The organism is Rosettibacter firmus, from assembly GCF_036860695.1.
Lineage (GTDB): Bacteria > Bacteroidota > Ignavibacteria > Ignavibacteriales > Melioribacteraceae > Rosettibacter > Rosettibacter firmus.
The window spans coordinates 408,356-429,096 of record NZ_JAYKGJ010000001.1; the positions used below are offsets into that span (position 1 = coordinate 408,356).

The window sequence follows — 20,741 nt, forward strand, 5'->3', positions numbered from 1 at the left end:
TTAGCAAGGAAATAAATTTTAATGCGGCTACGAGAAAGCGGTGAATCAATTGATTCACTATTATAAGTCTCAATCCTTCTTTAGCAAGGAAATAAATTTTAATGATATAGGTGAATATGCACGTAATAAGCTTGCTTTAGATACGGGGTCTCAATCCTTCTTTAGCAAGGAAATAAATTTTAATCGTTGGTCAACATGAAGACGAGGAATTCATTCGTGTCTCAGCATGTCTCAATCCTTCTTTAGCAAGGAAATAAATTTTAATTGCTTATGAGTTATGCTGAGTTTAAGGAAAAGCAAAATGATATGTCTCAATCCTTCTTTAGCAAGGAAATAAATTTTAATAGCCTCTTTTGTAATTCATTTTCAATGAACAACTTACAGGCATTATTTTCTGCATTTTGCTTACTAATATAACTTTTTTATATTAATTGTAAAATTTGAAGCTAAGTTATTTTAATTAAATAACTTAATTTTCTGCAGGAGCATTAATTAAAATAAAAATGCTCCTGCAATCATTATATTATAATTACTCCATCTAACTTTTCTATTCTGTCTACACCTAATTCTATTACTACCGGTTCTTTTGATGATAAGTAGTAAATCCTGAAAGAATCTTCTTTTTCTCTTAAAAACTTCTTTATTCTTTTTTTCATAATATCTAGATATTTATTTGTCAATTCACATTCAAAAACTGAATATTGAACATGATTTCCATAGTCTTTCATTATCTCACAAATTTTTTTACGGCGTTTATCAGAAGGTATATCGTAAGTTACTAATATTTTATTCACTTTATTGCCCTCTAAATAATTTGGAAAATATGTTCAGTTTCTTCTCTATTTCATATATTACACTCTCAGAAGGCTTTTTATAATCATAAACAGCCTTTTGCCAGATCCTAAAAAATTTAATTTTCCCTTCCGAGTTCATAATAAAACCACCTTCTTTTGTTTTCTCGAAATGTTCTGTAGTTAATAAATTTTTATTTGTAATATTTAGAAACAGCCTATCACAAAAATTTGCTCTAAAGAATTCAAGAATATCAAGTGCAAAAGAATTTCTGCCATAATCTTCTCTATGCAAAAATCCTATATAGGGGTCAAAACCTGCAGCAAAAGTTATTCCACTTATTAAAGAATAGGTTAAAGTATAAATAAAACTTAAGATGCATTTGCTTCGTCGCGTGGTGGTCTTTTACTTCGTTCAATAAATCTGATTTTCCCTTTTGATAGTTCTTTTAAGTAATTGAAATAAATTTTTGAAAAGTTGCCTTCCAATCCTAATAATTCATCTACATTTTCTGCTTTCATTATCTTTTCTTTCGTTTTATTAAATTCCTTACTCAAATTGCGAATTGAGAATTTCTTATGTCTGCTTTTGTTTCTACTAATAAATTCGTAAGAAAGTCTTATTTTTTCTGATACTATAAATCTGGCAATTTTAAATCTCAGTTCTTCTGAAAAATATGCTTCATATTGTCTTATTCTTAAATCATAATTAATATGATAAGCTGGTAAAATTATATATCGAGGTTCTCCTTCATACGAAAGATTTGTAACTTGAATACCTTCTTTTGCAAAAAGTCGTAATGCCTGTGTTGTAAATTGAATATTTCCAAAAAAGATGCAAGAAGAGATATCTTTTATTTTTATTTCTTGTTGCGCCTCATTGGTATTTATTATTATTCTTTTCCCTTTTTGCGAAATACAGGTACTTTGAGCAGTGAGTATTAAAATGTTTTTCATATTGATTTTAATTGCATTAATATTAAAGCCTGATAATAAGCTATAATATAAACAAAAAAAGAATATACTCTGCATTATCATTAATTACGATTAGAAAATAATCGTCAAACAACATGTCAAAGAACTATTTTAAAAAAATTAAATAATCTTTATAGAATATTTACCATATCCAAAAACTGTATTTTTACCTATATTAAAATGTGTAGCCAAGATTATATAAGGAATAAAATTAGACAAGTTTTTACCCTCTAATTCAATAGAACCTAAAAAACCACCGAATTCCATTTTTTTCTTTTGACGATTGCTAAATCTCATAAATTCATTGTAATAAATTTCGTTTTTGGAAATTTTTACCCCCGAAAAATCTGTTATTACTTCTTTGAGTGAAACTTGATAAAATAAATTAAGAACAACATAAACTCTTCTTAAAATTGTTCTTAATACAATTTCGGCAGTTACTTGTTCCTTGTTTTTCAAAATACTTGAATTATTTTGTAGACGAAGTGGTGAAAGAAATGTGAGTAAAACTTTACTTGCATTTATATTAAGCATTGATGGTACAATCATATAAGGTTCCAATAGTTCTTTTAATTTTCTGGATTTTGCATTGTAAATTTCAATTAATATATCATCATTTGTAACTGAAAAAACTTTTTGAAGTTTCAATCTATACCTTTTAAAAGAAATGCCTATTCGGCCTAATTTTTCGAATGCTAGTATGAAATAAGGAAGCGGTTCAGGGAATAATGAGAACAATGAAACTCCTATGTCGAAAAATTCACCTTTAGAATAATCTACCTTGTTAGCTGTTGTGGAATCTATAACAAATGGATGTGGTTGTTTCCTAACACCTTTTAAAAACCATAAATTATTTTCTTCAATTTCAGTTTCGAAGACTGTAAAATAATAACATCTTTTTTTAAGTAAACACACTTCGCATATTTTATCGTCAGATATACAGACAGTTCCCTTTAAGGATTTTCCGAATGCACCTCTTAACATCGAACCCTTAAATGGAGGAAGCATTTTCATTTCATCTTCTACATGAAAACGAAATAAATATTTATGTATTGGCAATTCTGTTTTTAATAAATTATTTAAAGTATCCATATCCAACAGATGTTTTTGCTCCTATGCCATATTTAGTTAATGTTTCTTCTGTAAATTGTCTTGCTAATTCTAGTAAGCTAAGTTTATTATCATTCCATTCTACTTCTATATTTTTATATGTACCTAGTATAAATTTGAAATCTGTATTTGTAACTACTAAAAAATTAATTGGGGTAGGTTGCAAGTAATCTGCAGGAGGTTCTAAATCTTGATAATATTCACCATAATGAGGATTCATAATATCAATAGAAATAACTTGATTATCTAAAAAAGTAGGGAAAGCATCAAAGAAAACTACACTCCCTTCATAATCTTCGTTTAATGCAGATTTTTTCTTACTCTCAGTTTCTTTGTTACATCCAAAAAGTAAACAGAATGTTTTACTTTGTGTAAGTGCTTTTTCTTCATCAGAATCAAAATAAAATTTAATTACATAATTTCTAACTGCTCCTTTTATACTTTGTCCAGGGATATAAGGGAACCCATAAATATGATGCAAAGTTATCGAAGTTTCTAAAACAGACTCTGTTCCAAGTCCAACAATTAACTTATCTACAACTGATTTTGTGAATATAACTTTGTTAGTGCCAAATAAACTTTTAGCTGCCTGTTCCAGTTCACTTATTTTATTATTTAATAATTTTGCAGGGAAAGCAAAAGAAGAACTCATAGCAGATTTTTTATTTATTTTGCCTTCTTTATCTGTTAAGATGTATTTATTATACTTTAAGGAAAAATTATCCACTTTAGATAATAAAGATTTTACTAATTCTCTTGTATCTTCAGGTACAAGGATAATTTCATTTATTTCAGACGATGTATTTTTTACATTAGTCATTGATTAATCCCTCTGTAAATCTTCTAAGCCAGAGTAAAAAGTTTATAGTTTCTTGAGTTATAAGATTATATTTAAATGAATCCAGATTTATTACATCTTGAACAAGGTCTTTAAATGTACTCTTATTTTGAAAAATATCATTAGTAGTATTGCATGTTTTAAGCCAATATAAAATATCGTCACCTAACTTATGATAAGCTTTACCCTCATTTTTATTTTGATCTTTAGAAAGCATAAAAGCAAATGTAGCTGCAAGACCATTAGTTTTAATCATCATCGGTAATTTTTTAGAATACTGTTTATATTCTTTTGCATAGCTTAACTGTTTTGTAGTATCTGCACATTGGAAAGCAAATGAAGCTCTTCCATTATCTAATTTACTGCTCATATTAAACCTCCATAAAATTTGCTTTTACAATTCCTTTACCTAAAGTAGCATTTCCCCCAATCTGAATATAGGCAGGTAAATTATCTTTAATAAATTTCATCACACTTAGATCGTCTGTAAAATTACTTTTCACAGTATTAAAAATAGGTGCTGTAAATACTAGTAGATATAATACGGATTCTGCGGGTAAATATTCTTCGTTAAATAGAGCTCCTTCTTTAACAGTACCTGTACTATTATTTATTTTAGTTCTTGTTATTATTTCTGTTGATAGTTTAACAAAGCTGGTAAATATTTCATCAGAAACAATAACAAGTTTATTATTAAGATCATCTATTTTGAGGTAATTGTATAAATTTTGAGCAAAATTTGTATCTACACTTGCAGTAAAAGAATATTCTTCTAAAATCATCTTATGATTTATTAATAAATTATTAGAAGCGACAATACATGTTTCCGGGTTATTTTGAATGTTATTAAGTTCTTTAGGTAGATTTAGTTTTTTTAGTCCTGCAATTTTTAAATCTTCGTCAAAGCGTTTTAATGCATAAGGACAAGTTATCCAAGCAAAAACACCTTTAGGAGTTTTGACAGGAAATAACAAAATGCGTGCATCAGAAAAAGAAACTGCACCAGCATATTCTGTATTATTAAGAATGGTTTTAATTTTTTGATTAGCGTCTGCATCTTCATCATAGCCAAAAACCAAGTGAATATCCAGATTATCTTCGCCTAACTTATTTTCAAATGCTTCTCTCAAACTACCTTTCAAAGACGAAGCTTCAATTTTGGGGAAATCAGTGTGTCCTTCTCTCTGTATCGGCAAATCGACAATGCCTAATTCATTTCCACTGCCTACGTGCATAGGTGTAATGTTTCTTATAAGTAAAATTGCTTTTTGACTATACATAGTTATATCTCCTTTTGTAATGGTATACTTATTAATTCTGAATTTTTTAATATTTCATATTCTTTAGCAAGAGATGTAGAATAATTATTGTCATCATATCTTGACCTAATAAACTTATAGTTATAGACAGTTAGCTTCATGTTTTCATATTTGTAATGTATTCTTATTTGAGTATCATTATTGTGATATTTATAAATCCAGGTATTATCTTTTAAATGAGTATGCTTGAAATATTTATCTGCAAACAAATTAAAATCGATATCCAATGAATTAAGTCTATTAATCAAAGTTGAGATTGCTTTATTCAAAATTGATTTGTTATTCTGTTCTTCTGAAAAATATTGAGAAGTAACAGGTATGAAGAAAACATTATATCTTTCAAATTTATTTAGAAATATTAAACCAATGCTATTAAGCGACAAATAATGAAATTCTCCATCTGAAATCTCATCAATAATATCAGGAAAATCAGAATACAGTAAGTTATTTTTCCTTAGAAATTCCTCTTTAGAAATTTCAATACCATTTTTTAAATGCTGAATAATATGATAATATTTATGAAAGATACTCCAGCTTATATCAATAGGTGCCTGTGGTATCTCAATTAATTCATTACTTTCTTCATAGAGATAAATCATTTTAATATTGTTAACTTGAGCCCACAATGTTAGATAAGGAATAACACCTTTGTAACCACCTGTAAAGTTCAAATATACATTGCGAAGTGAGCTATAATATTCAAGTTTATTAATTAAGTTTGGCATTCCCTCTTTTAGAAATTTTTTGTTATCATAAACCTGCAAGCCTTTAACTAAAATTTTATCTGATACTTGAAAATCTTGATATGAAGGGAGCACTTCCGAAATTACATCTGAGCATATGTTTGATAGTAGAGTATCTGTAACAATAGGTATAATATTAATTCTTGTTTTTAATTTTTCATATAATTTTAGTGTGCTTATAACTTCTGCAGAAGAGCTTTTATCTTCTTGTAGTAAGGAAATTAGATCTGATTTCAATTTATCAATTTGATATTTGTTATTGTCAATATATTTTTCGTCGTAAGTTCTATCTTTCATATCGTCAATAAGATCTACATATTTTCTTTTCGTCTCATTAAATTTTGAAATGAGACTTGTTCCGATTGAAGTAATTAGAGTTATCATATTACATTTCCTGCCAATGTTATTCCAAAACCTAATTTATCAAGATTATAATCAGAAATTGAATTTAAGTAAAAATCATCCACTAATGTTTGGGCATCGCCTTCATAAGTAAAATAATAAACTGAACCTTCTTTAACTGCTCGATACATAGGCTTGGGTTTATTACTCTCCATATCGAAACCTCCTATTGATTTAAAGCCGGGAACTGCTGCAGCAATCAATTTCATATTGTACTTCTTAAATAAAGGTTTTTCTAAATCTGGTAAGCTACCATTTTTAAAAATTGAAGGGGTGAGTAAATAAAGTTTCACAATATTGGAAGTTAATTGAGGTTTAGAGATAGACAGTTCATCAACAATCGATTTAAAGCATGCAGCTTTTCCTTCACCACCTAATTTTAATAAGCCTTTACTTTCAACATCAAGTCCATTAAAATCGATAACAAAGGAAATTTTTAATCCATTTTTTTCAAGTCGTCTCATTCCAACTCTATAAAGCATTGATTCTGCAGCAGATTTTGTAATGTTACTTCTTCCAATCCCGATCTTAGGTTCAATTGTTATATATTTACTTAACTTAACAGCTGGCAGCTTATTAAAATCTCCGGATAGATAACTATTAAAATAAGATAAGCCCAAAAGTACATCTTCCTGAGGTTTTTCAACTTTTAGATTAGTTGAATTAAATAAAAATCTATCGAGTTGGTAATTGCTTATAGCAGGTTTATCTGTTAATGACAATTTATAAAGTGGTAGCGTATCATCATCGATTTTTTGAACATCAGTAACCAAATCAGCGGGTGCTGGTAGAAACAAATTGTCATCAATAAAAAAATAAATTCCTTTGATTTTCAGGTTTAATGTTGGATCGTCATCTTTATTTGCTTTACTAAGTAAATCCAAATGTTTTGAGAAATATAAAGTTCTCAAAGCACCATAAAACACAGATGGAGCGGGTGGAAAAATTCCATTAGCCCAATTTTCTTCTCCCATTGCAAATGGTTTTCCATCTTTAAAGAACAAAGTATCTATGGCATCAATTTTTATTTTCATTACTGCCTCCATTTAAATACTTTGCGATGAAGTCAATTATATTAAGTGCGGATACGAAATTTTTCAGTGATGTACTTGAATAATATAATCCAAAAACATTATCAATTACTTTTTGAATTATCTCATCCTTTTTTTCTTTTGCAGCTTTTGAATTTTTTATTAATCTCTCCAGTTCCGTCAAAATCATTTTATCGTGAACTTTTTCTTTTTTATGAATAGCTTCTGAAAATTCTATCTGGAAATTCTTAATAAAGCTGTTAGATATTTCATTTGAATTAAGAATCTTTGATAATAAATTAAAATGGTCTAAAACAAAAATGTTATCTCTATGCCAATTATAGATTGTCTTAATAATCTCTCCAGAATGCTTCATAACAGAAATTGCAAATGCATTTTTTTCACTGGAAATATTCTTTGCATCTTTTTCTAGCTTACGACATTCATCTATTACAACATTTAATGGGGTTTTATAATGCGCTATAACTATACCAGCAGAAAACGTAATTTTATCTTTCAAAAAATTATTAACCTGTGAATTAATAATATTATCAAAATTTTTGTGCAGGGTTTTTAATTCTGTAAACAAATAATTCAAATTCATAAAAGCCATAAAATCATCGCCACCAGAATAAACTATGCTACCAGCAGATTCATGTAACTTTGTTTGATTTATAAAATCATTTAATGATTTAGCTAAAGTTTTTTGAAATTCTTTTAGTTCGTGTTTATAATTTTCTTTAAGTTTTTTGCCAGCGACTATATCCCCCATTGAATCTGCATCAAACATAACAAGTGAATAGTAAGATGGGAAAGTAAGGTTTTTAGATGTTGCATATTTTTTTAATTCCCTATGACATTTAATTATTTCATCAATAGATTTTATAAGTGAACTGAAGCCCTGTTTTTCAAAATACTTTTTATTAAGATTTTCTTCGTAATAAAGCTGGGCATCAAATAAACTACCAAAACATTGTTGGAATTTATTAAGTATATTTTTCCCTTCGTCATTATTCTCTATTTTATTAATAGTATCACTTAATGCTATTTCAGCTGTTGATGGATAACTTTTATCAATGTAAAACCTTTTAGTAAAACATATAGCACATAATCCTTCTCCAGGATTGATAAGACCTTTTATTTGATCAGAAATTTTATTGTCATCATTTTTTATAATTACATTACGTTGCCCGCATATAGAACATTTTCTACCACGTTCTTCCAACTGAATAAAAGGTCTATAATTTTTAATTGAAGATAATTGCTTTTCAACATTTTCATAATCTTCGTAGTAATCACTATTTAAATTAATAGCTGTCCAGTAAATTTCGAGAAACGATTCAATTTGCTTTATAAAAATTTTATTACTTATTAAATCCAGCTTAAGATATTTAATGAAAATTTCATTAGCTTTTTCTTTAAAATAATTTCGAACTGAATTTTCAACTATCTCTCCAAGTTTTTGAACTTCTTCATCATTTTCTTTATTGATGAGTGCCAAGAATCTATTGGGCAAATGCTTATTTGATTTAAAGGGGAAAATAATTTCATTATCATTAAAATGATTCATTGCGTTTCTTATTAAATCTGAAATTAACTGACTCCCTGTAAATAAATCTTTAGTTTTTCTTGCCTGGGCAATAAAAGATTGAACAGGACTTATAGTAAAAACAAAAAGATAACTATTCATAAAATAGTCTCCATTTCATTTGCAAGATTATTATTAAATTCTTCTATTACTTTATTGTAAGCTTGGTTATTTAGATTTTTATGCAGGTTATCTGGATATTTATATGGTATGCAAAAAATATAACCCTCATATTGATTATCTTTATTTTGAAAAACAGAAAGGAAATATGGTTTTGCATGGCGTTCTATATAAGTCATAGTTTTTTTATTATCTATTATTGGAGCACTAATATACTGTCGCTTATTAAATACATGTTTACCTTCTAATCCTGTTCTTACTTTATGGTAAATATCACCTAAATTTGCTAATGCTTTATCCCATGTTTCACAACTTTGATGTAGTTTAAATACTTTTGTATTATTAGATATCGCAGTATATTTTGCTGGTAATATAGTTTTTAAATTATTCAATATTTCTATAACTTTTTCTACATTATCTAATCCATAATCATTAATCTTAAACTTCCCAAAACCATTTCTACACTTTGAGCCTAGCCCTCCAACGATAGAAGCTAATAGTAGTGCATTTTCTATTTCTGTAATTTGCTTATCTGATAAATTGTCATAATTAAAAATTAGTTTAAAGGAACTATCTGGGCATATATATTTTCTTGAAATTCCATTTCTGGGTTCAACTATCCCAAAACATAAATAATTCAATATGTTCATATTTATGTATTTACCTTTAACCTCTACTTCTTTATTATGCAACGGAAAATTTTCTCTTCGACACTCTATATTATTTTGTTCAATTCTTATAATTACTTTGCTTTTCATTTGATTGTCATTATTACTCCCACCAAAAATTTTAATATCGTTTTGATGTAATTGTTCGATGGATAAGTTTCCATGCATAGCACGCCACCAATATCTCAAAACTCCTTTAAAAGAAGGAGCTCTAAGTTCTGCTTCTTTATTGTTAGCTCCACCTAAAAACATAGGTGTAATTACTTTACAGTTATAAATTCTTTCTATCATATACTTATTCCTTAAGTAATTCTTAATTAATAAGAGGTGTATAGAATCCACTTTTAAAAATTTTTTCGATGTTTTTATGTAATTAATAATATATAAGAAGAAATATTTATTATTTTTTGGTGAGAATTAACTGAACATAATTCATACAATAAAAAGGCTGGATGATTAGGAAAAAACAATAATTAAATTAATCATATACCCTCATTTATTTTATTTAATAGTAACAACAACTGTAAAATTTTTTCGAATTTTATTGAAAGCAAAAAATTAAAAATTCCCTTCTATTCGAAAGAAAAAATACTCCCCCGGTTTTAATTTTGATACACCACTATTAGATGTTCTAATTACAATTGCAGTATTTTTATCTGCTTCTTTATAACTGGGATAATTAACAGCTAAAAAGTTTGGTAATGAATTAATTATTTCAGGGAAACTAAAAATCATTGTATAAACAGAAATTGGGGCACGACCATCAATTATAACTCCATTTCCTTCATCCTTAAATAGCATAAGATTATTTCTAATAAACAAATTAATTTTTGTAAACTCATTTATTTTAATCGATATATTAGTGGGTTGAAAAGAAACAACTTTGTGTTCTCCGAATTCAGAGCTTGCCAGTCTTTTTTCTAATAAAATATATCGTTTGACAAATTTGGATTTATAAATTTTTTTAATCGATTCATCAAATATCTTTGCGATTATTGTATTTAATTCTTTGTTATCATCATCCGGATATATAAAATACTTTACATCAGGGAACTCATTTTTAATTGTTTTAAATTTTTGTTCAATCCCTTCAACCTTTTTTAAAATAAATTTATTGTCTACTCTTTCTATATCACCTGTAAAACAGTATTCATTAGAAATTTCCTTTCCGGTTATAAATGAAATGATTGATAAGACCAAAGGTAATTTATATGAATCACCTTCAAGATGAAAATTATTATCCATAAATGAGAATGTTTTAATGCCGCACTTAAGCTCGCTTAAATCCCATTCAAGAATCAATAACTCAGGGAATTCTTCTTTAAGATAGCTTTCTATTAATTCAATACTAAGATTTATATGCTTATTCCAATCATCAATAATTTTTATATCAGAGCTATAAGAATCTGTAACTTTAATTTTTTGTATTATCCCATCATTTTTTTGAACATCAACTAAAGGAAGGAATGTTTCGCCTGGTTTATTATCTATAAATTCTTTATAAAATTTTTTAATAGTATTTTTCTTGTTTTCAAAAAATATTTTATCATCAAGGTTACTGGTTTTGCAATTCTCACATAAATTTATTGCAGAAATGAATTTCCCTTCTTTGAATAATTTTTCTATCTCATTCATAATTTATTAAGAAATTAGCATAATAATCTTTATCATCAATAGTTAATGTGATTGTATAAAAAGCTTCGTCATCAAATTGTTTATTTATTGGTAAAGAATATCGATTAGTATCAGGAATGATTAATTTATCAGCAATTAAGAATGATTCCCCATTTTCTAATATTTCTATTTTATCTATGTTTTTGTGTTTATCTGTAATGATAATCAAGTAATATTTATCGTCAACACATGATAATCTTAAAATCATATCAGAAATATTAATTGGCAACTCATTTTTAAAATTGCTTACTCTTTCTTTATCCCAGAATTCCATGTTTTTGTATTCAGATTTAGAATCATGTGCAGCAAGTAAATAATAATCTGCTGATTCATAATTTTCAATTTTTGGTAAAGTTATAATTATAGGTTCAGTAGCATCTTCTTCATAAATCTCTAATGCTCGTTCACGCAAGCTTGTTAATGACTCTAACAATTCATTTAAAAGTATTTTCTGCACTTCATCATAATTAAAAGTTGTAATTTTCAATGAATTATTAATTTTTAATATAGTTTGTTGTTCTACTGTGCCAATGTAAACACTCAAGATTTCAGTAGGGATTACACCATCAGTTATCCTTATTACAAATCTTTCTTTTGCAAAAACTTCATTGGCAATTGAATCATCTTTTAGTGAGACATCATTTTCATCTGCAAGATATTTGATAGGTGTTATCAAAGAAGCTCTTACTACTTTATCTGAGATAATTTCAGTAATAATAAAATCCACTCCTTTAGAGGGGCATTTCCACATTTGACCAGTTTTTAATTCCTTTGGTGGGTTTAGCATGTATTCTAAATATTTATATTCATTTGCCATAAAAATATTTTCCTAATCTTATTTATATATCACTCAGATTAAATTCAGATTCAATATGATCCATAAATTTTTCGATTGCTTGATATAATTGTATATCGTCGGATTCAAATAGATTTTTAAGATCTAAAATTAATAGTATATCTGATAGATAATTTTTAATAGTTTGTAAAGATAATTTTTTATTGAATCTCAATAATATATAATCGCTTACTTCCTGAAGTGTAAAACCTGCTTTATAGTAAAGATAAAAACATATTTTATAAAATTTAGATTTTGTATCGTTCTGTAAGTAATAAGTAATTCTTTTATTACTTACTTCTACAAATTTATCCAGGTCTATATAATCTAAATCTAATTTTTCATTGCTTTCAAGATTAGTTTCAGATAAGGAAAAGGAATTATCATCTTCATCTTTCTCGTCAATAATAACAATAGAAAATTTATTAACATCACTATTACTTAAAAGTATCTCTACTATATCAGAGACTGTTAGATAATAATTTTCTAAATTTTTAAGAATATCATAAACTGCTTCGTATACCGATTGACCATTTATTTTCCCAAGTGTATCTTCACTATTCTGTCGAAGGATAAAGAATTTTCTGATTTCAACATATCCATCATAGACTTTATTATTTTTAGAATTACTCACAGAGTAATACTGATTTTTACGAATTATTTTGTTTTCATCAAGCAACCTTTCAAGTGCTTTTATTACAAGATTTTTCAAATTCGGATATTCGCTTGCTATCAGTCCTTTATTACTAATTTTTCTATAACAGGATTTAATAACATTACTAACATAAGATACAATTACCTTATCGTTAGCATCGCTCTTCATTAGCTTTTCTTTCCAGAATTCATTTTTCTGAAAAGATTCTAAAAGAGTTGCGATTGTTTCTTGAGTTAGTTCGTGAATTATTTCCTTATCAAATACTCTCCTATCATTAAGAAAACTTCTGACTATATTTTCAGTCTGCTTAACAAGCTCCTTAAAGTAATTGATGGTAGCATTATTGGAAATAATTTCTCTAATAATGTCAGGAATTTGAATTTCTGCCCCCATAAGATGTATCCAGAATATTTGTTAATTTATTTTTAAGTTTATAACTAAGCTCTGTTAATTTCCTTTCAAATAATCTGGTATATCTATATTCTTTATAATGTATAAGAAAAAATGTGGTCTTTTTTAATCTTTCGGGTGGAACTTTTGCAATTAAAATGGTGGGTTCATATTTATGAACTCTTGTAGTACCGGGTGCAAATAGAACAGTATGATAATCGGTATAAGGAACGCTATTATCAAGTATTACAACCGGTCTATTAGCATCCTTATAATTTCTTCTTTCCTGACCAAAACTAATGTGTCTATCGTGTAATGCCCATATATCACCAAAATTTAAAAATACATCTTCGTTTATCCTGTTAATCATACGGTTTATTAGTCTTACTTCTCGCAGTTTTATGTTTTTATTGGTGTGTAATTTTTTCTTTAAGTATTCCAGTGATATAGTCTGCATATATCAATTAAAAAATATTTTTAAAAAATTATAAAAATCACTTTTTATAAATAACAAATATGAAATATTTATTCAATAAAGAATTGTTCAATTATTGGAATAAAATTTATGATTTCAAAGTAATTTTAAGTTTAGACATTGAGTGTAGGGAGACTAATGAGGCGGGAAAAATTTAAGAATAAAAATGATTGTGGAGGTGCGGGGAGTCGAACCCCGGTCCGAAGTTACCTTTCTATGAACATCTACACACTTAGCTTATCTTTTAAGTTTCATCTCGTTAACACCGATAAGCAGGTTTTAACGAGACTATTCCGTTAGAATTTCGCCTCGTCTACACGGACACTCGACTCGGCTATCGTATCTAATACGACGTTCTATCAAATCCCGATACGAGAGGATTTGAAGAACGGCTGCTTTTTATTATTAAGCAGCTAATGCGTAGTTATATTCGGCACTTATTTTTTTACCGTCGTTTAACGTGTCTACGGTGAACACGGTGTGCAGTTCAAAGAACGAGTAACTTCGTCGAAACCACGTCACCCCCAAAATTTCAAAGATTCCATTTTATATCTTCAATTCCTGAAAAATTGTTCTCATAACGAGCAAGAACAAATAATAAATCTGAAAGCCTATTTAAATATACTTGTATTTGAGGATTAATTTCTACATCTTTCATCAGTGCTACAACTTCTCTTTCAGCTCTCCTGCAAACAGTTCTTGCTAAATGTAAATATGCCGCTCCTTTTGTTCCACCCGGTAAAATGAAATTTTTTAGTTCTGGTAGCTTTTTGTCAAATTTATCAATTAATTCTTCAAGTTTCTTAACATAATTTTCATCTATACGAGATATCCTAGAATTCTTATTTTCAACTGGTAATGATAAATCCGCTCCAATATTAAAAAGTTCGGACTGTATACCAGTTAAAACATCTTTTAGTTCCTTTGAATTACATTCCAGAATAGAAATTCCAAGAACGGAATTTAATTCATCCACTGTGCCATAAGCCATAATTCTACGGTCATCTTTCCAAACTTTTTGTCCACCTAATAAGTAAGTTTCCCCTTTATCCCCTTTTTTTGTATATATTTTCATTTTGAAAATGGCAATTCAGTTATTGTAAAATTAATCTTTTTATTATTTATAAGAGCTGCGCAATTATTCTTTTCTAAATAATTTTTCCTTATAACAGCCAAACCAATTTTTTTCTTTAATAGTTCTGAATTAACGGTGGTTGTAATGAATCCAATATCTTCTCCATTTTCGTTCTGGATTTCTGCAGGAATTGTAAATTCACAATTATCGTTATTAAGTATAATTCCACAAAGCTTTCGCTGAACTTTATTATAAGTATCGAGTCGTGCAATAACTTCCTGACCGATATAACATCCTTTAGTAAAACTAATTTCATTAATTAAATCAATTTCATGTGGATTGAAATTTAGATTAATTTCAGTAACATCTGGCAAACCCATTTCAACTCTAAAGATATTATATGAATCTTCACCAACAAAATTAAGATCGAAAATACTTTTGTTATCTAAAACATAATCAATAAAATCACTCAAATAATTTATGCCTATTAATATTTTGTAAATTCTTAAATCATATTTTTCTTTTTGTAAGAAAATTCGAAAATTTAAATTACTTTCAGATATATCAAGAAAGTTTTCATCTTTTAATTCATTTAGTTTTTCACCGACAATTAAAGTTAAGAATGATTCTGCCTGAGGACCAATTACATCTATCAGTAAATATTCATTAGAAATATTATTTATCTCTATTTCTTCCGTAATAATGTATTTATTAATCCAGTTAATTAACTTATTTGTTTCATCACGCAGACCAATAAGAAAATATTTATTCTCAAGGTTTAATAAAGTTGTTCTATCAATTAATCTCCCCTTTTCATTTAAGAAGAGTGTATTCTTTTTTTGAAATGGTTGAAGATTTTTAAAATCATTAGTAGATACTCTATGAAGAAATTCAAGTGAATCTTTTCCTATCATTTGAATTATAACTGGATTATAAATTCTAAGAGCTACACCATATCGAAGTGAATAATATTCATCTTTACAATTATTAACAATTTTCAATGTTGAATTTTCATAAATGCAATTTGGAAATTTACTCGTTAGAACTTCTTTCATAATTTTTCCTGAATAATTTTCTTTATACATAGAGTTATTTTAATTAATTGTCATAAATACCAAAAAATACTAATAAACTTTGCGACCTCTGATAAACAATTAAATCGCCAAGTTTGCGAGATAATTAAGAATAGAAAAAGATCAATATTTTCTGAACCAGCGTGGATTTTTATCAGTTACATATAACTGACGTTTTTCGTTCCAGTAAAATGGGATCGAATCACGAACCCTGATTCTCATTGAGTCTTCAATAAATCGATATTCATAATAATCAGGATATTTATCATTATTAATATTTGCTAATGTTCTTTTATGAACAATACCAACATATGTTTCGAGTAGATGAGGTGGATTTCGCCAACCATTTACTAAAAAGAAATTATATTTTCTATGTCCTGAAATAATACCATCTTCATAAAATAGTTCAACATATTTTATATTTTTTGGAGCCCAGTTTTTAATTGACATTTTACTAAATCCACCATGAATTGGTACTTCGGCTTCCCAGATTTTTTCAAAATTATTTTCTTTACATTCAAACAACGTTAAATAGAAGAAAGCAGTTCCCAATTTTGTACTATCAAGTGTAACAAAACTTGATTCGTAACCCTGTATGTTTTTCTTTTCAATAAATCTTTCTGATTCTTTGGAACGAGCTATTAAAGCTAATATAAAATTCCCACCATCTTTAAAATATATAACTGCACTTTTTGGTACACCATAAATTGTTGATGGTTCATTTTCTAATAAATATGAACCTGGTGGATAATTTTCAAGTAAATATTCTCTCAATGCTATTGTATCGCAGGGAAATCTATTTTTAGATTGTTCTTTTGCAACATCAATATTATACTCTCTTATTTCTTTTTCTTTACTCTCAGATGTAGCAGCATCTCCATCTTTTTTATTTGATGTACAGGCAACTGATACAATCAAGAGTAATATTATCCACCTAATATTCATTTTATTTTTAGTAAATAATTACACTTTAGAAAACTCATCAATAAAATATACAGAGCTTAAAATTCCTTTTTCAAAATTTTCTATATGAAAATGTTCATTCGGGGAATGAATATTATCTGTATCAAGACCTAATCCCATTAAAACTGCTGGTGCTTTAAGATGTTTCATAAATTCTACAACTATTGGTATTGAACCACCTTCTCGAGTAAAAACAGTTTTTTTACCAAATGCTTTTGAAACCGCTTTTGAAGCTGCTTCGATAGCTTTACTATTTAACGGAGTGATTACAGGATATCCATAATGTAACATTCTAACATCAACTTTAACACTTTTTGGAGCCAGACTTTTAACATAATTGCTGAATTCTTTAAATATTTTGTGTGGATTTTGATTAGGCACCAATCTCATACTTACTTTTGCAATTGCTTTAGAAGGCAGTACTGTTTTAGCGCCTTTTTCTGTAAAACCACCTACAATACCATTACAATCAAGAGTTGGACGAACCCATAAACGTTCTAAAGTTGAAAATCCTTTCTCCCCCTGAAGTTCTTTAACACCAAGTTCTTTTGCAAATTTTTTATCAGAAAATTTTAGTCTATTAAAATTTTCTTTCTCTTCCTTACTTAGTTTCAATACATCTTTATAAAAATTTGGGATTGTAACTTTACCATTTTTATCGTGAAGTTTAGAAATTATTTTAGCCAGCTCATTAATTGGATTAGCTACTGCACCACCAAAAGTACCTGAATGCAAATCAGCTTTTGGACCTGTTACTTCAATTTCTGTATATAATAAACCACGTAATCCATAAGATATAGTAGGAACATTTTTATCATACATACTTGTATCTGAAATTAATACTGCATCACATTTAAGTAATTCTTTATTATTTTTAATAAATGAATATAAACTGTCACTCCCAATTTCTTCTTCGCCTTCTATAATAAATTTTACATTTAATGGTAATGATCCATGAGTTTTGAAAAATGATTCCACGCTTTTTACATGTACAAAATGTTGACCTTTATTGTCATTAGCTCCACGAGCCCATATTTTTCCATCTTCAATTACAGGTTCAAACGGTGGCGATTTCCATAGTTCTAAAGGATCTACAGGTTGAACATCATAATGTCCATAGATTAAAACCGTAGGTTTATTTTGAGCTCCTAACCATTCGCCATAGACAATGGGATGTTTCTCTGTTTGAAATATTTCAACCCGTGTCATTCCAGCATCTTTTAATTTATTTGCTATAAACTCTGCACATTTATTTACATCTTCTTTATGAGATTCTAATGTACTTATACTCGGTATTTTTAAGTATTCTATTAACTCATTAATATAATTGTGAAGATTACTGTTTATATAGTTTATTACTGATTCCATATTAAACCTCAAATTTATTTAGGATAAATAAAGAACAAATTCTTTTGCTTTTAAATTTACACCTCATTTTAACCGTATTCAAGTTAATTATTCTCTAATTTCTATTTACCATATAAAGTTGGTAAATTTATTAATAAAAATTTTGTTTTAAATGATATTAATAAAATACATCCTTAGAAACCACTTTGCACCTTTCATATTTTCTGTTTTGACTCTTATAGCAATTTTTATTTTGCAATTTCTAATGAAATTTGCCGATAGATTGGTTGGTAAAGGTTTAAGCACCTGGGTAATAATTAAACTTATTGCTTACAACCTTGCATGGATGGTTGTACTTGTAATCCCAATGTCTGTACTTGTTGCTGTTCTAATGGCTTTCGGAAATATGTCTCAAAACAACGAGATTACCATTCTCAAAGCAACAGGAATAAGTTTATATAAAATGATGCTACCACCATTTATCTCAAGTATAGTTATTGCAATACTTTTAGTTTATTTTAATAATCATATTTACCCCGATGCAAATCATGCAGCAAGAATTTTAATGGAAGATATATCGCGACAAAAACCAACTTTATCTTTAGTACCCGGTGTATTCTCACAAGATGTACCGAATTATTCTATTCTTGCAAGAAAAGTTGATACTCAAAAAAATGAATTGGAAGAATTAACTATTTATGATTACTCAAATTTACCTAAAGTAAATATTGTCACAGCATCAAAAGGGAAAATTTATTTATCAAGGAATCAAAAAAAACTAATTATGGATTTGATTAATGGTGAAATTCATGAAGCAGATAATTCAAATCCATTAGAATATAGAAGATTAAGATTTCAGCATCATAAAATTGCAATGCCAGCAGATCAATTTACATTTGAGCAATCAACTCCGGGAGGACCGCGAGGTGACAGAGAATTAGGTGCACAAGATATGCTAAAAATTGTTGATAGTCTCGAAGTAATCTTTGATAAAACCCAACAGAATCTAAATAAAAAAATTTCTCAATTAGCTGGTAATAATCTTATAACAACTAAATCTTTTCTTGAAGATAATCTTTTTTCAAAATATTTATATGTGCGGGTAAATCAGAGAATAAAAGCTGATGAAAGTTCCATATTAAATGTTTTATATAGCATTGATTATTATAAAAAAGAAATTAATCGTTATTGGGTTGAGATTCATAAAAAGTATTCTATTCCATTTGCATGTTTAGTGTTTGTTTTAATTGGAGCTCCACTTGGAACAATGACAAGAAAGGGTGGATTTGGAATGGCAGCTGGAATAAGTTTGGTTTTCTTTTTAATCTACTGGGCATTTCTTATTGGAGGAGAAAAATTAGCTGACAGAGGTTTACTTTCACCATTCTGGGGAATGTGGAGTGCAAATATCTTATTGGGTATTCTTGGAATTATCTTGACAGTAAAAAGTGCACGAGAAAAAATCACTTTGGACTTCTCTTTCCTAACTAAATATATTCCAAAATCATGGTTAAAACCAGAAGAAGAATATGAAAATAATTGATCGTTATCTTGTTAAGCAATTTTTGCAATCAATTTTTTTTGGTTTAATTGCATTTACTTTACTCTTTGTAGTAATTGATATGATGGAAAAGTTAGGTGATTTTATCGATCAGAATGTTGATACTAATATGATTATTCAATATTACATTGTTTTCACTCCAGAAATTATTAGGCTTATGACTCCAGTAGCAGTTCTTCTTGCAAGTCTTTTCACAGTTGGTAAACTATCAAATCAAAATGAATTGACTGCTATTAAAGCTGGAGGTATAAGTTTTTATAGATTCATATTACCATTTTTTGTTACAGCATTTATTATAAGTTTATTCTCTGTTTATTTTGGTGGTTATATTGTTCCTGCAGCTAATAAACATAAAGTTTTTATAGAACAAACATATTTAAAAAAAGGAATTGTTTATTTTGGGAGTAATATTTATTTCCAGGATACAAAAACCAGAATAGTAACAATAAATATTTATGATTTAGCAAATGATCAGGCAAATCAGGTAAGTATTCAAGAATTTGATCCAATTGATAAAACAAAATTACTTGAAAGAATAGATGCTTTTAGAATGAAGTATGACTCAGCAAAAGCCTGCTGGATTTTATATAATGGATTTAAAAGAACATTTCAGGATTCACTTGAAACAGTTGAAAAATTTGTAACAAAAGAATTATGCAACTTGAATTTTAAGCCAGAGGACGTAATTAAAAAGCAACGAAAACCCGAAGAATTAACTTTACCAGAGTTAGCTGAATTAGCAAATGAACAAATAAGAACCGGAAACGATCCAACTCAAATTCAAATTGAGTATCAATCGAGAATTGCTTATGCTTTTTCGAGTGTAATAGTAGTATTATTTGGTTTACCAATTTCTGCAAGAAGAAGAGGAGGACTTGCACTTCACTTTGGAATTAATCTACTTATTACTTTTATTTATCTGGTTTTTATGAAGGTAAGTCAGGCTTTTGGAAAAAATGGAATTCTCGATCCATTCATTACTGCCTGGTTTTCGAACTTCATATTTTTAATTGCTGCAATTTATAATATTAAAAGAGCAATGAAATAAATATAGATTTTTCTCTCACATCAAAAATTAGTAACTAAATGAATATGAATTAACCAAATA

General features: G+C 27.9%; 19 protein-coding genes, 1 other RNA gene, 1 pseudogene and 1 CRISPR repeat array (1 of these 22 cut by a window edge). Of the genes and pseudogenes, 2 read left to right on the forward strand and 19 right to left on the reverse strand.

From position 1 onward, the window contains the following. A CRISPR array of direct repeats spans positions 1-345; the repeat unit is 37 nt; unit sequence GTCTCAATCCTTCTTTAGCAAGGAAATAAATTTTAAT; it begins 500 nt to the left of the window's first position. Positions 346-518: 173 nt separating this feature from the next. The 19 genes and pseudogenes from cas2 to VJY38_RS01840 form a co-directional block, all read right to left on the reverse strand. After that, the gene (cas2, locus tag VJY38_RS01750) at positions 519-794 is read right to left on the reverse strand and encodes a CRISPR-associated endonuclease Cas2 (protein ID WP_353678948.1); all 276 of its coding nucleotides are present in this window, start codon (positions 792-794) and stop codon (positions 519-521) included. 1 nt (position 795) lies between these two features. After that, positions 796-1,829 (reverse strand): annotated as a pseudogene (cas1, locus tag VJY38_RS01755) (CRISPR-associated endonuclease Cas1). A 57-nt stretch (positions 1,830-1,886) separates the two neighbouring features. Next, positions 1,887-2,858 carry a CRISPR system precrRNA processing endoribonuclease RAMP protein Cas6 gene (cas6, locus tag VJY38_RS01760; RefSeq protein ID WP_353678949.1) on the reverse strand — a complete coding sequence of 324 codons (972 nt, stop codon included), beginning with the start codon at positions 2,856-2,858 and terminating at the stop codon, positions 1,887-1,889. After that, complete coding sequence (gene cmr6, locus VJY38_RS01765; protein ID WP_353678950.1) at positions 2,842-3,696, reverse strand: type III-B CRISPR module RAMP protein Cmr6; 855 nt, start codon at positions 3,694-3,696, stop codon at positions 2,842-2,844. The genes cas6 and cmr6 overlap by 17 nt, the downstream gene beginning before the upstream one ends. Next, on the reverse strand, positions 3,689-4,084 hold the full coding sequence (gene cmr5, locus VJY38_RS01770; protein WP_353678951.1) for a type III-B CRISPR module-associated protein Cmr5: 396 nt from the start codon (positions 4,082-4,084) through the stop codon (positions 3,689-3,691). The genes cmr6 and cmr5 overlap by 8 nt, the downstream gene beginning before the upstream one ends. A 1-nt stretch (position 4,085) precedes the next feature. Next, positions 4,086-4,994 carry a type III-B CRISPR module RAMP protein Cmr4 gene (gene cmr4, locus VJY38_RS01775; RefSeq protein WP_353678952.1) on the reverse strand — a complete coding sequence of 303 codons (909 nt, stop codon included), beginning with the start codon at positions 4,992-4,994 and terminating at the stop codon, positions 4,086-4,088. A 2-nt stretch (positions 4,995-4,996) separates the two neighbouring features. After that, complete coding sequence (locus VJY38_RS01780) at positions 4,997-6,160, reverse strand: hypothetical protein (protein ID WP_353678953.1); 1,164 nt, start codon at positions 6,158-6,160, stop codon at positions 4,997-4,999. Then, positions 6,157-7,212: a type III-B CRISPR module-associated protein Cmr3 gene (gene cmr3, locus VJY38_RS01785; protein WP_353678954.1), complete on the reverse strand. Its 1,056-nt coding sequence runs from the start codon at positions 7,210-7,212 to the stop codon at positions 6,157-6,159. The genes VJY38_RS01780 and cmr3 overlap by 4 nt, the downstream gene beginning before the upstream one ends. Further along, positions 7,196-8,899, reverse strand: coding sequence for a type III-B CRISPR-associated protein Cas10/Cmr2 (cas10, locus tag VJY38_RS01790; RefSeq protein WP_353678955.1), 1,704 nt, complete (start codon positions 8,897-8,899; stop codon positions 7,196-7,198). Before cas10 ends, cmr3 begins: the two co-directional genes overlap by 17 nt. After that, on the reverse strand, positions 8,896-9,876 hold the full coding sequence (gene cmr1, locus VJY38_RS01795; RefSeq protein WP_353678956.1) for a type III-B CRISPR module RAMP protein Cmr1: 981 nt from the start codon (positions 9,874-9,876) through the stop codon (positions 8,896-8,898). The genes cas10 and cmr1 overlap by 4 nt, the downstream gene beginning before the upstream one ends. A 267-nt stretch (positions 9,877-10,143) precedes the next feature. Continuing rightward, positions 10,144-11,220 (reverse strand): hypothetical protein, encoded by a 1,077-nt coding sequence (locus VJY38_RS01800; protein WP_353678957.1) that lies wholly within the window; start codon positions 11,218-11,220, stop codon positions 10,144-10,146. Next, positions 11,213-12,076 carry a hypothetical protein gene (locus tag VJY38_RS01805; protein ID WP_353678958.1) on the reverse strand — a complete coding sequence of 288 codons (864 nt, stop codon included), beginning with the start codon at positions 12,074-12,076 and terminating at the stop codon, positions 11,213-11,215. The genes VJY38_RS01800 and VJY38_RS01805 overlap by 8 nt, the downstream gene beginning before the upstream one ends. 22 nt (positions 12,077-12,098) lie before the next feature. Continuing rightward, the gene (locus VJY38_RS01810; protein WP_353678959.1) at positions 12,099-13,142 is read right to left on the reverse strand and encodes a hypothetical protein; all 1,044 of its coding nucleotides are present in this window, start codon (positions 13,140-13,142) and stop codon (positions 12,099-12,101) included. After that, positions 13,117-13,596: a hypothetical protein gene (locus VJY38_RS01815; RefSeq protein WP_353678960.1), complete on the reverse strand. Its 480-nt coding sequence runs from the start codon at positions 13,594-13,596 to the stop codon at positions 13,117-13,119. Before VJY38_RS01815 ends, VJY38_RS01810 begins: the two co-directional genes overlap by 26 nt. Before the next feature lie 188 nt (positions 13,597-13,784). Then, positions 13,785-14,140: a transfer-messenger RNA gene (ssrA, locus tag VJY38_RS01820) on the reverse strand. 6 nt (positions 14,141-14,146) lie between these two features. Beyond that, positions 14,147-14,689, reverse strand: coding sequence for a cob(I)yrinic acid a,c-diamide adenosyltransferase (locus VJY38_RS01825; RefSeq protein ID WP_353678961.1), 543 nt, complete (start codon positions 14,687-14,689; stop codon positions 14,147-14,149). Further along, positions 14,686-15,744, reverse strand: a complete 1,059-nt coding sequence (gene ygfZ, locus VJY38_RS01830) for a CAF17-like 4Fe-4S cluster assembly/insertion protein YgfZ (protein WP_353678962.1) — start codon at positions 15,742-15,744, stop codon at positions 14,686-14,688. The genes VJY38_RS01825 and ygfZ overlap by 4 nt, the downstream gene beginning before the upstream one ends. A gap of 141 nt (positions 15,745-15,885) precedes the next feature. Next, positions 15,886-16,680 (reverse strand): hypothetical protein, encoded by a 795-nt coding sequence (locus tag VJY38_RS01835; RefSeq protein WP_353678963.1) that lies wholly within the window; start codon positions 16,678-16,680, stop codon positions 15,886-15,888. A gap of 45 nt (positions 16,681-16,725) precedes the next feature. Then, complete coding sequence (locus VJY38_RS01840; RefSeq protein ID WP_353678964.1) at positions 16,726-18,093, reverse strand: dipeptidase; 1,368 nt, start codon at positions 18,091-18,093, stop codon at positions 16,726-16,728. A 151-nt stretch (positions 18,094-18,244) separates the two neighbouring features. Between VJY38_RS01840 and VJY38_RS01845 the strand changes: the two genes are divergently transcribed. Next, the gene (locus tag VJY38_RS01845; protein WP_353678965.1) at positions 18,245-19,615 is read left to right on the forward strand and encodes an LptF/LptG family permease; all 1,371 of its coding nucleotides are present in this window, start codon (positions 18,245-18,247) and stop codon (positions 19,613-19,615) included. Next, positions 19,602-20,681 (forward strand): LptF/LptG family permease, encoded by a 1,080-nt coding sequence (locus tag VJY38_RS01850; protein ID WP_353678966.1) that lies wholly within the window; start codon positions 19,602-19,604, stop codon positions 20,679-20,681. The genes VJY38_RS01845 and VJY38_RS01850 overlap by 14 nt, the downstream gene beginning before the upstream one ends. Positions 20,682-20,741: the final 60 nt, after the last annotated feature.

Excerpts from the sequence above, each read along its gene's own strand:
- cas6 (WP_353678949.1), bottom strand. The coding sequence starts at position 2,858 with ATGGATACTTTAAATAATTTATTAAAAACAGAATTGCCAATACATAAA.
- cmr6 (WP_353678950.1), bottom strand. The coding sequence starts at position 3,696 with ATGACTAATGTAAAAAATACATCGTCTGAAATAAATGAAATTATCCTT.
- cmr5 (WP_353678951.1), bottom strand. The coding sequence starts at position 4,084 with ATGAGCAGTAAATTAGATAATGGAAGAGCTTCATTTGCTTTCCAATGT.
- cmr4 (WP_353678952.1), bottom strand. The coding sequence starts at position 4,994 with ATGTATAGTCAAAAAGCAATTTTACTTATAAGAAACATTACACCTATG.
- VJY38_RS01780 (WP_353678953.1), bottom strand. The coding sequence starts at position 6,160 with ATGATAACTCTAATTACTTCAATCGGAACAAGTCTCATTTCAAAATTT.
- cmr3 (WP_353678954.1), bottom strand. The coding sequence starts at position 7,212 with ATGAAAATAAAAATTGATGCCATAGATACTTTGTTCTTTAAAGATGGA.
- cas10 (WP_353678955.1), bottom strand. The coding sequence starts at position 8,899 with ATGAATAGTTATCTTTTTGTTTTTACTATAAGTCCTGTTCAATCTTTT.
- cmr1 (WP_353678956.1), bottom strand. The coding sequence starts at position 9,876 with ATGATAGAAAGAATTTATAACTGTAAAGTAATTACACCTATGTTTTTA.
- VJY38_RS01800 (WP_353678957.1), bottom strand. The coding sequence starts at position 11,220 with ATGAATGAGATAGAAAAATTATTCAAAGAAGGGAAATTCATTTCTGCA.
- VJY38_RS01805 (WP_353678958.1), bottom strand. The coding sequence starts at position 12,076 with ATGGCAAATGAATATAAATATTTAGAATACATGCTAAACCCACCAAAG.
- VJY38_RS01810 (WP_353678959.1), bottom strand. The coding sequence starts at position 13,142 with ATGGGGGCAGAAATTCAAATTCCTGACATTATTAGAGAAATTATTTCC.
- VJY38_RS01815 (WP_353678960.1), bottom strand. The coding sequence starts at position 13,596 with ATGCAGACTATATCACTGGAATACTTAAAGAAAAAATTACACACCAAT.
- VJY38_RS01825 (WP_353678961.1), bottom strand. The coding sequence starts at position 14,689 with ATGAAAATATATACAAAAAAAGGGGATAAAGGGGAAACTTACTTATTA.
- ygfZ (WP_353678962.1), bottom strand. The coding sequence starts at position 15,744 with ATGAAAGAAGTTCTAACGAGTAAATTTCCAAATTGCATTTATGAAAAT.
- VJY38_RS01840 (WP_353678964.1), bottom strand. The coding sequence starts at position 18,093 with ATGGAATCAGTAATAAACTATATAAACAGTAATCTTCACAATTATATT.
- VJY38_RS01845 (WP_353678965.1), top strand. The coding sequence starts at position 18,245 with ATGATATTAATAAAATACATCCTTAGAAACCACTTTGCACCTTTCATA.
- VJY38_RS01850 (WP_353678966.1), top strand. The coding sequence starts at position 19,602 with ATGAAAATAATTGATCGTTATCTTGTTAAGCAATTTTTGCAATCAATT.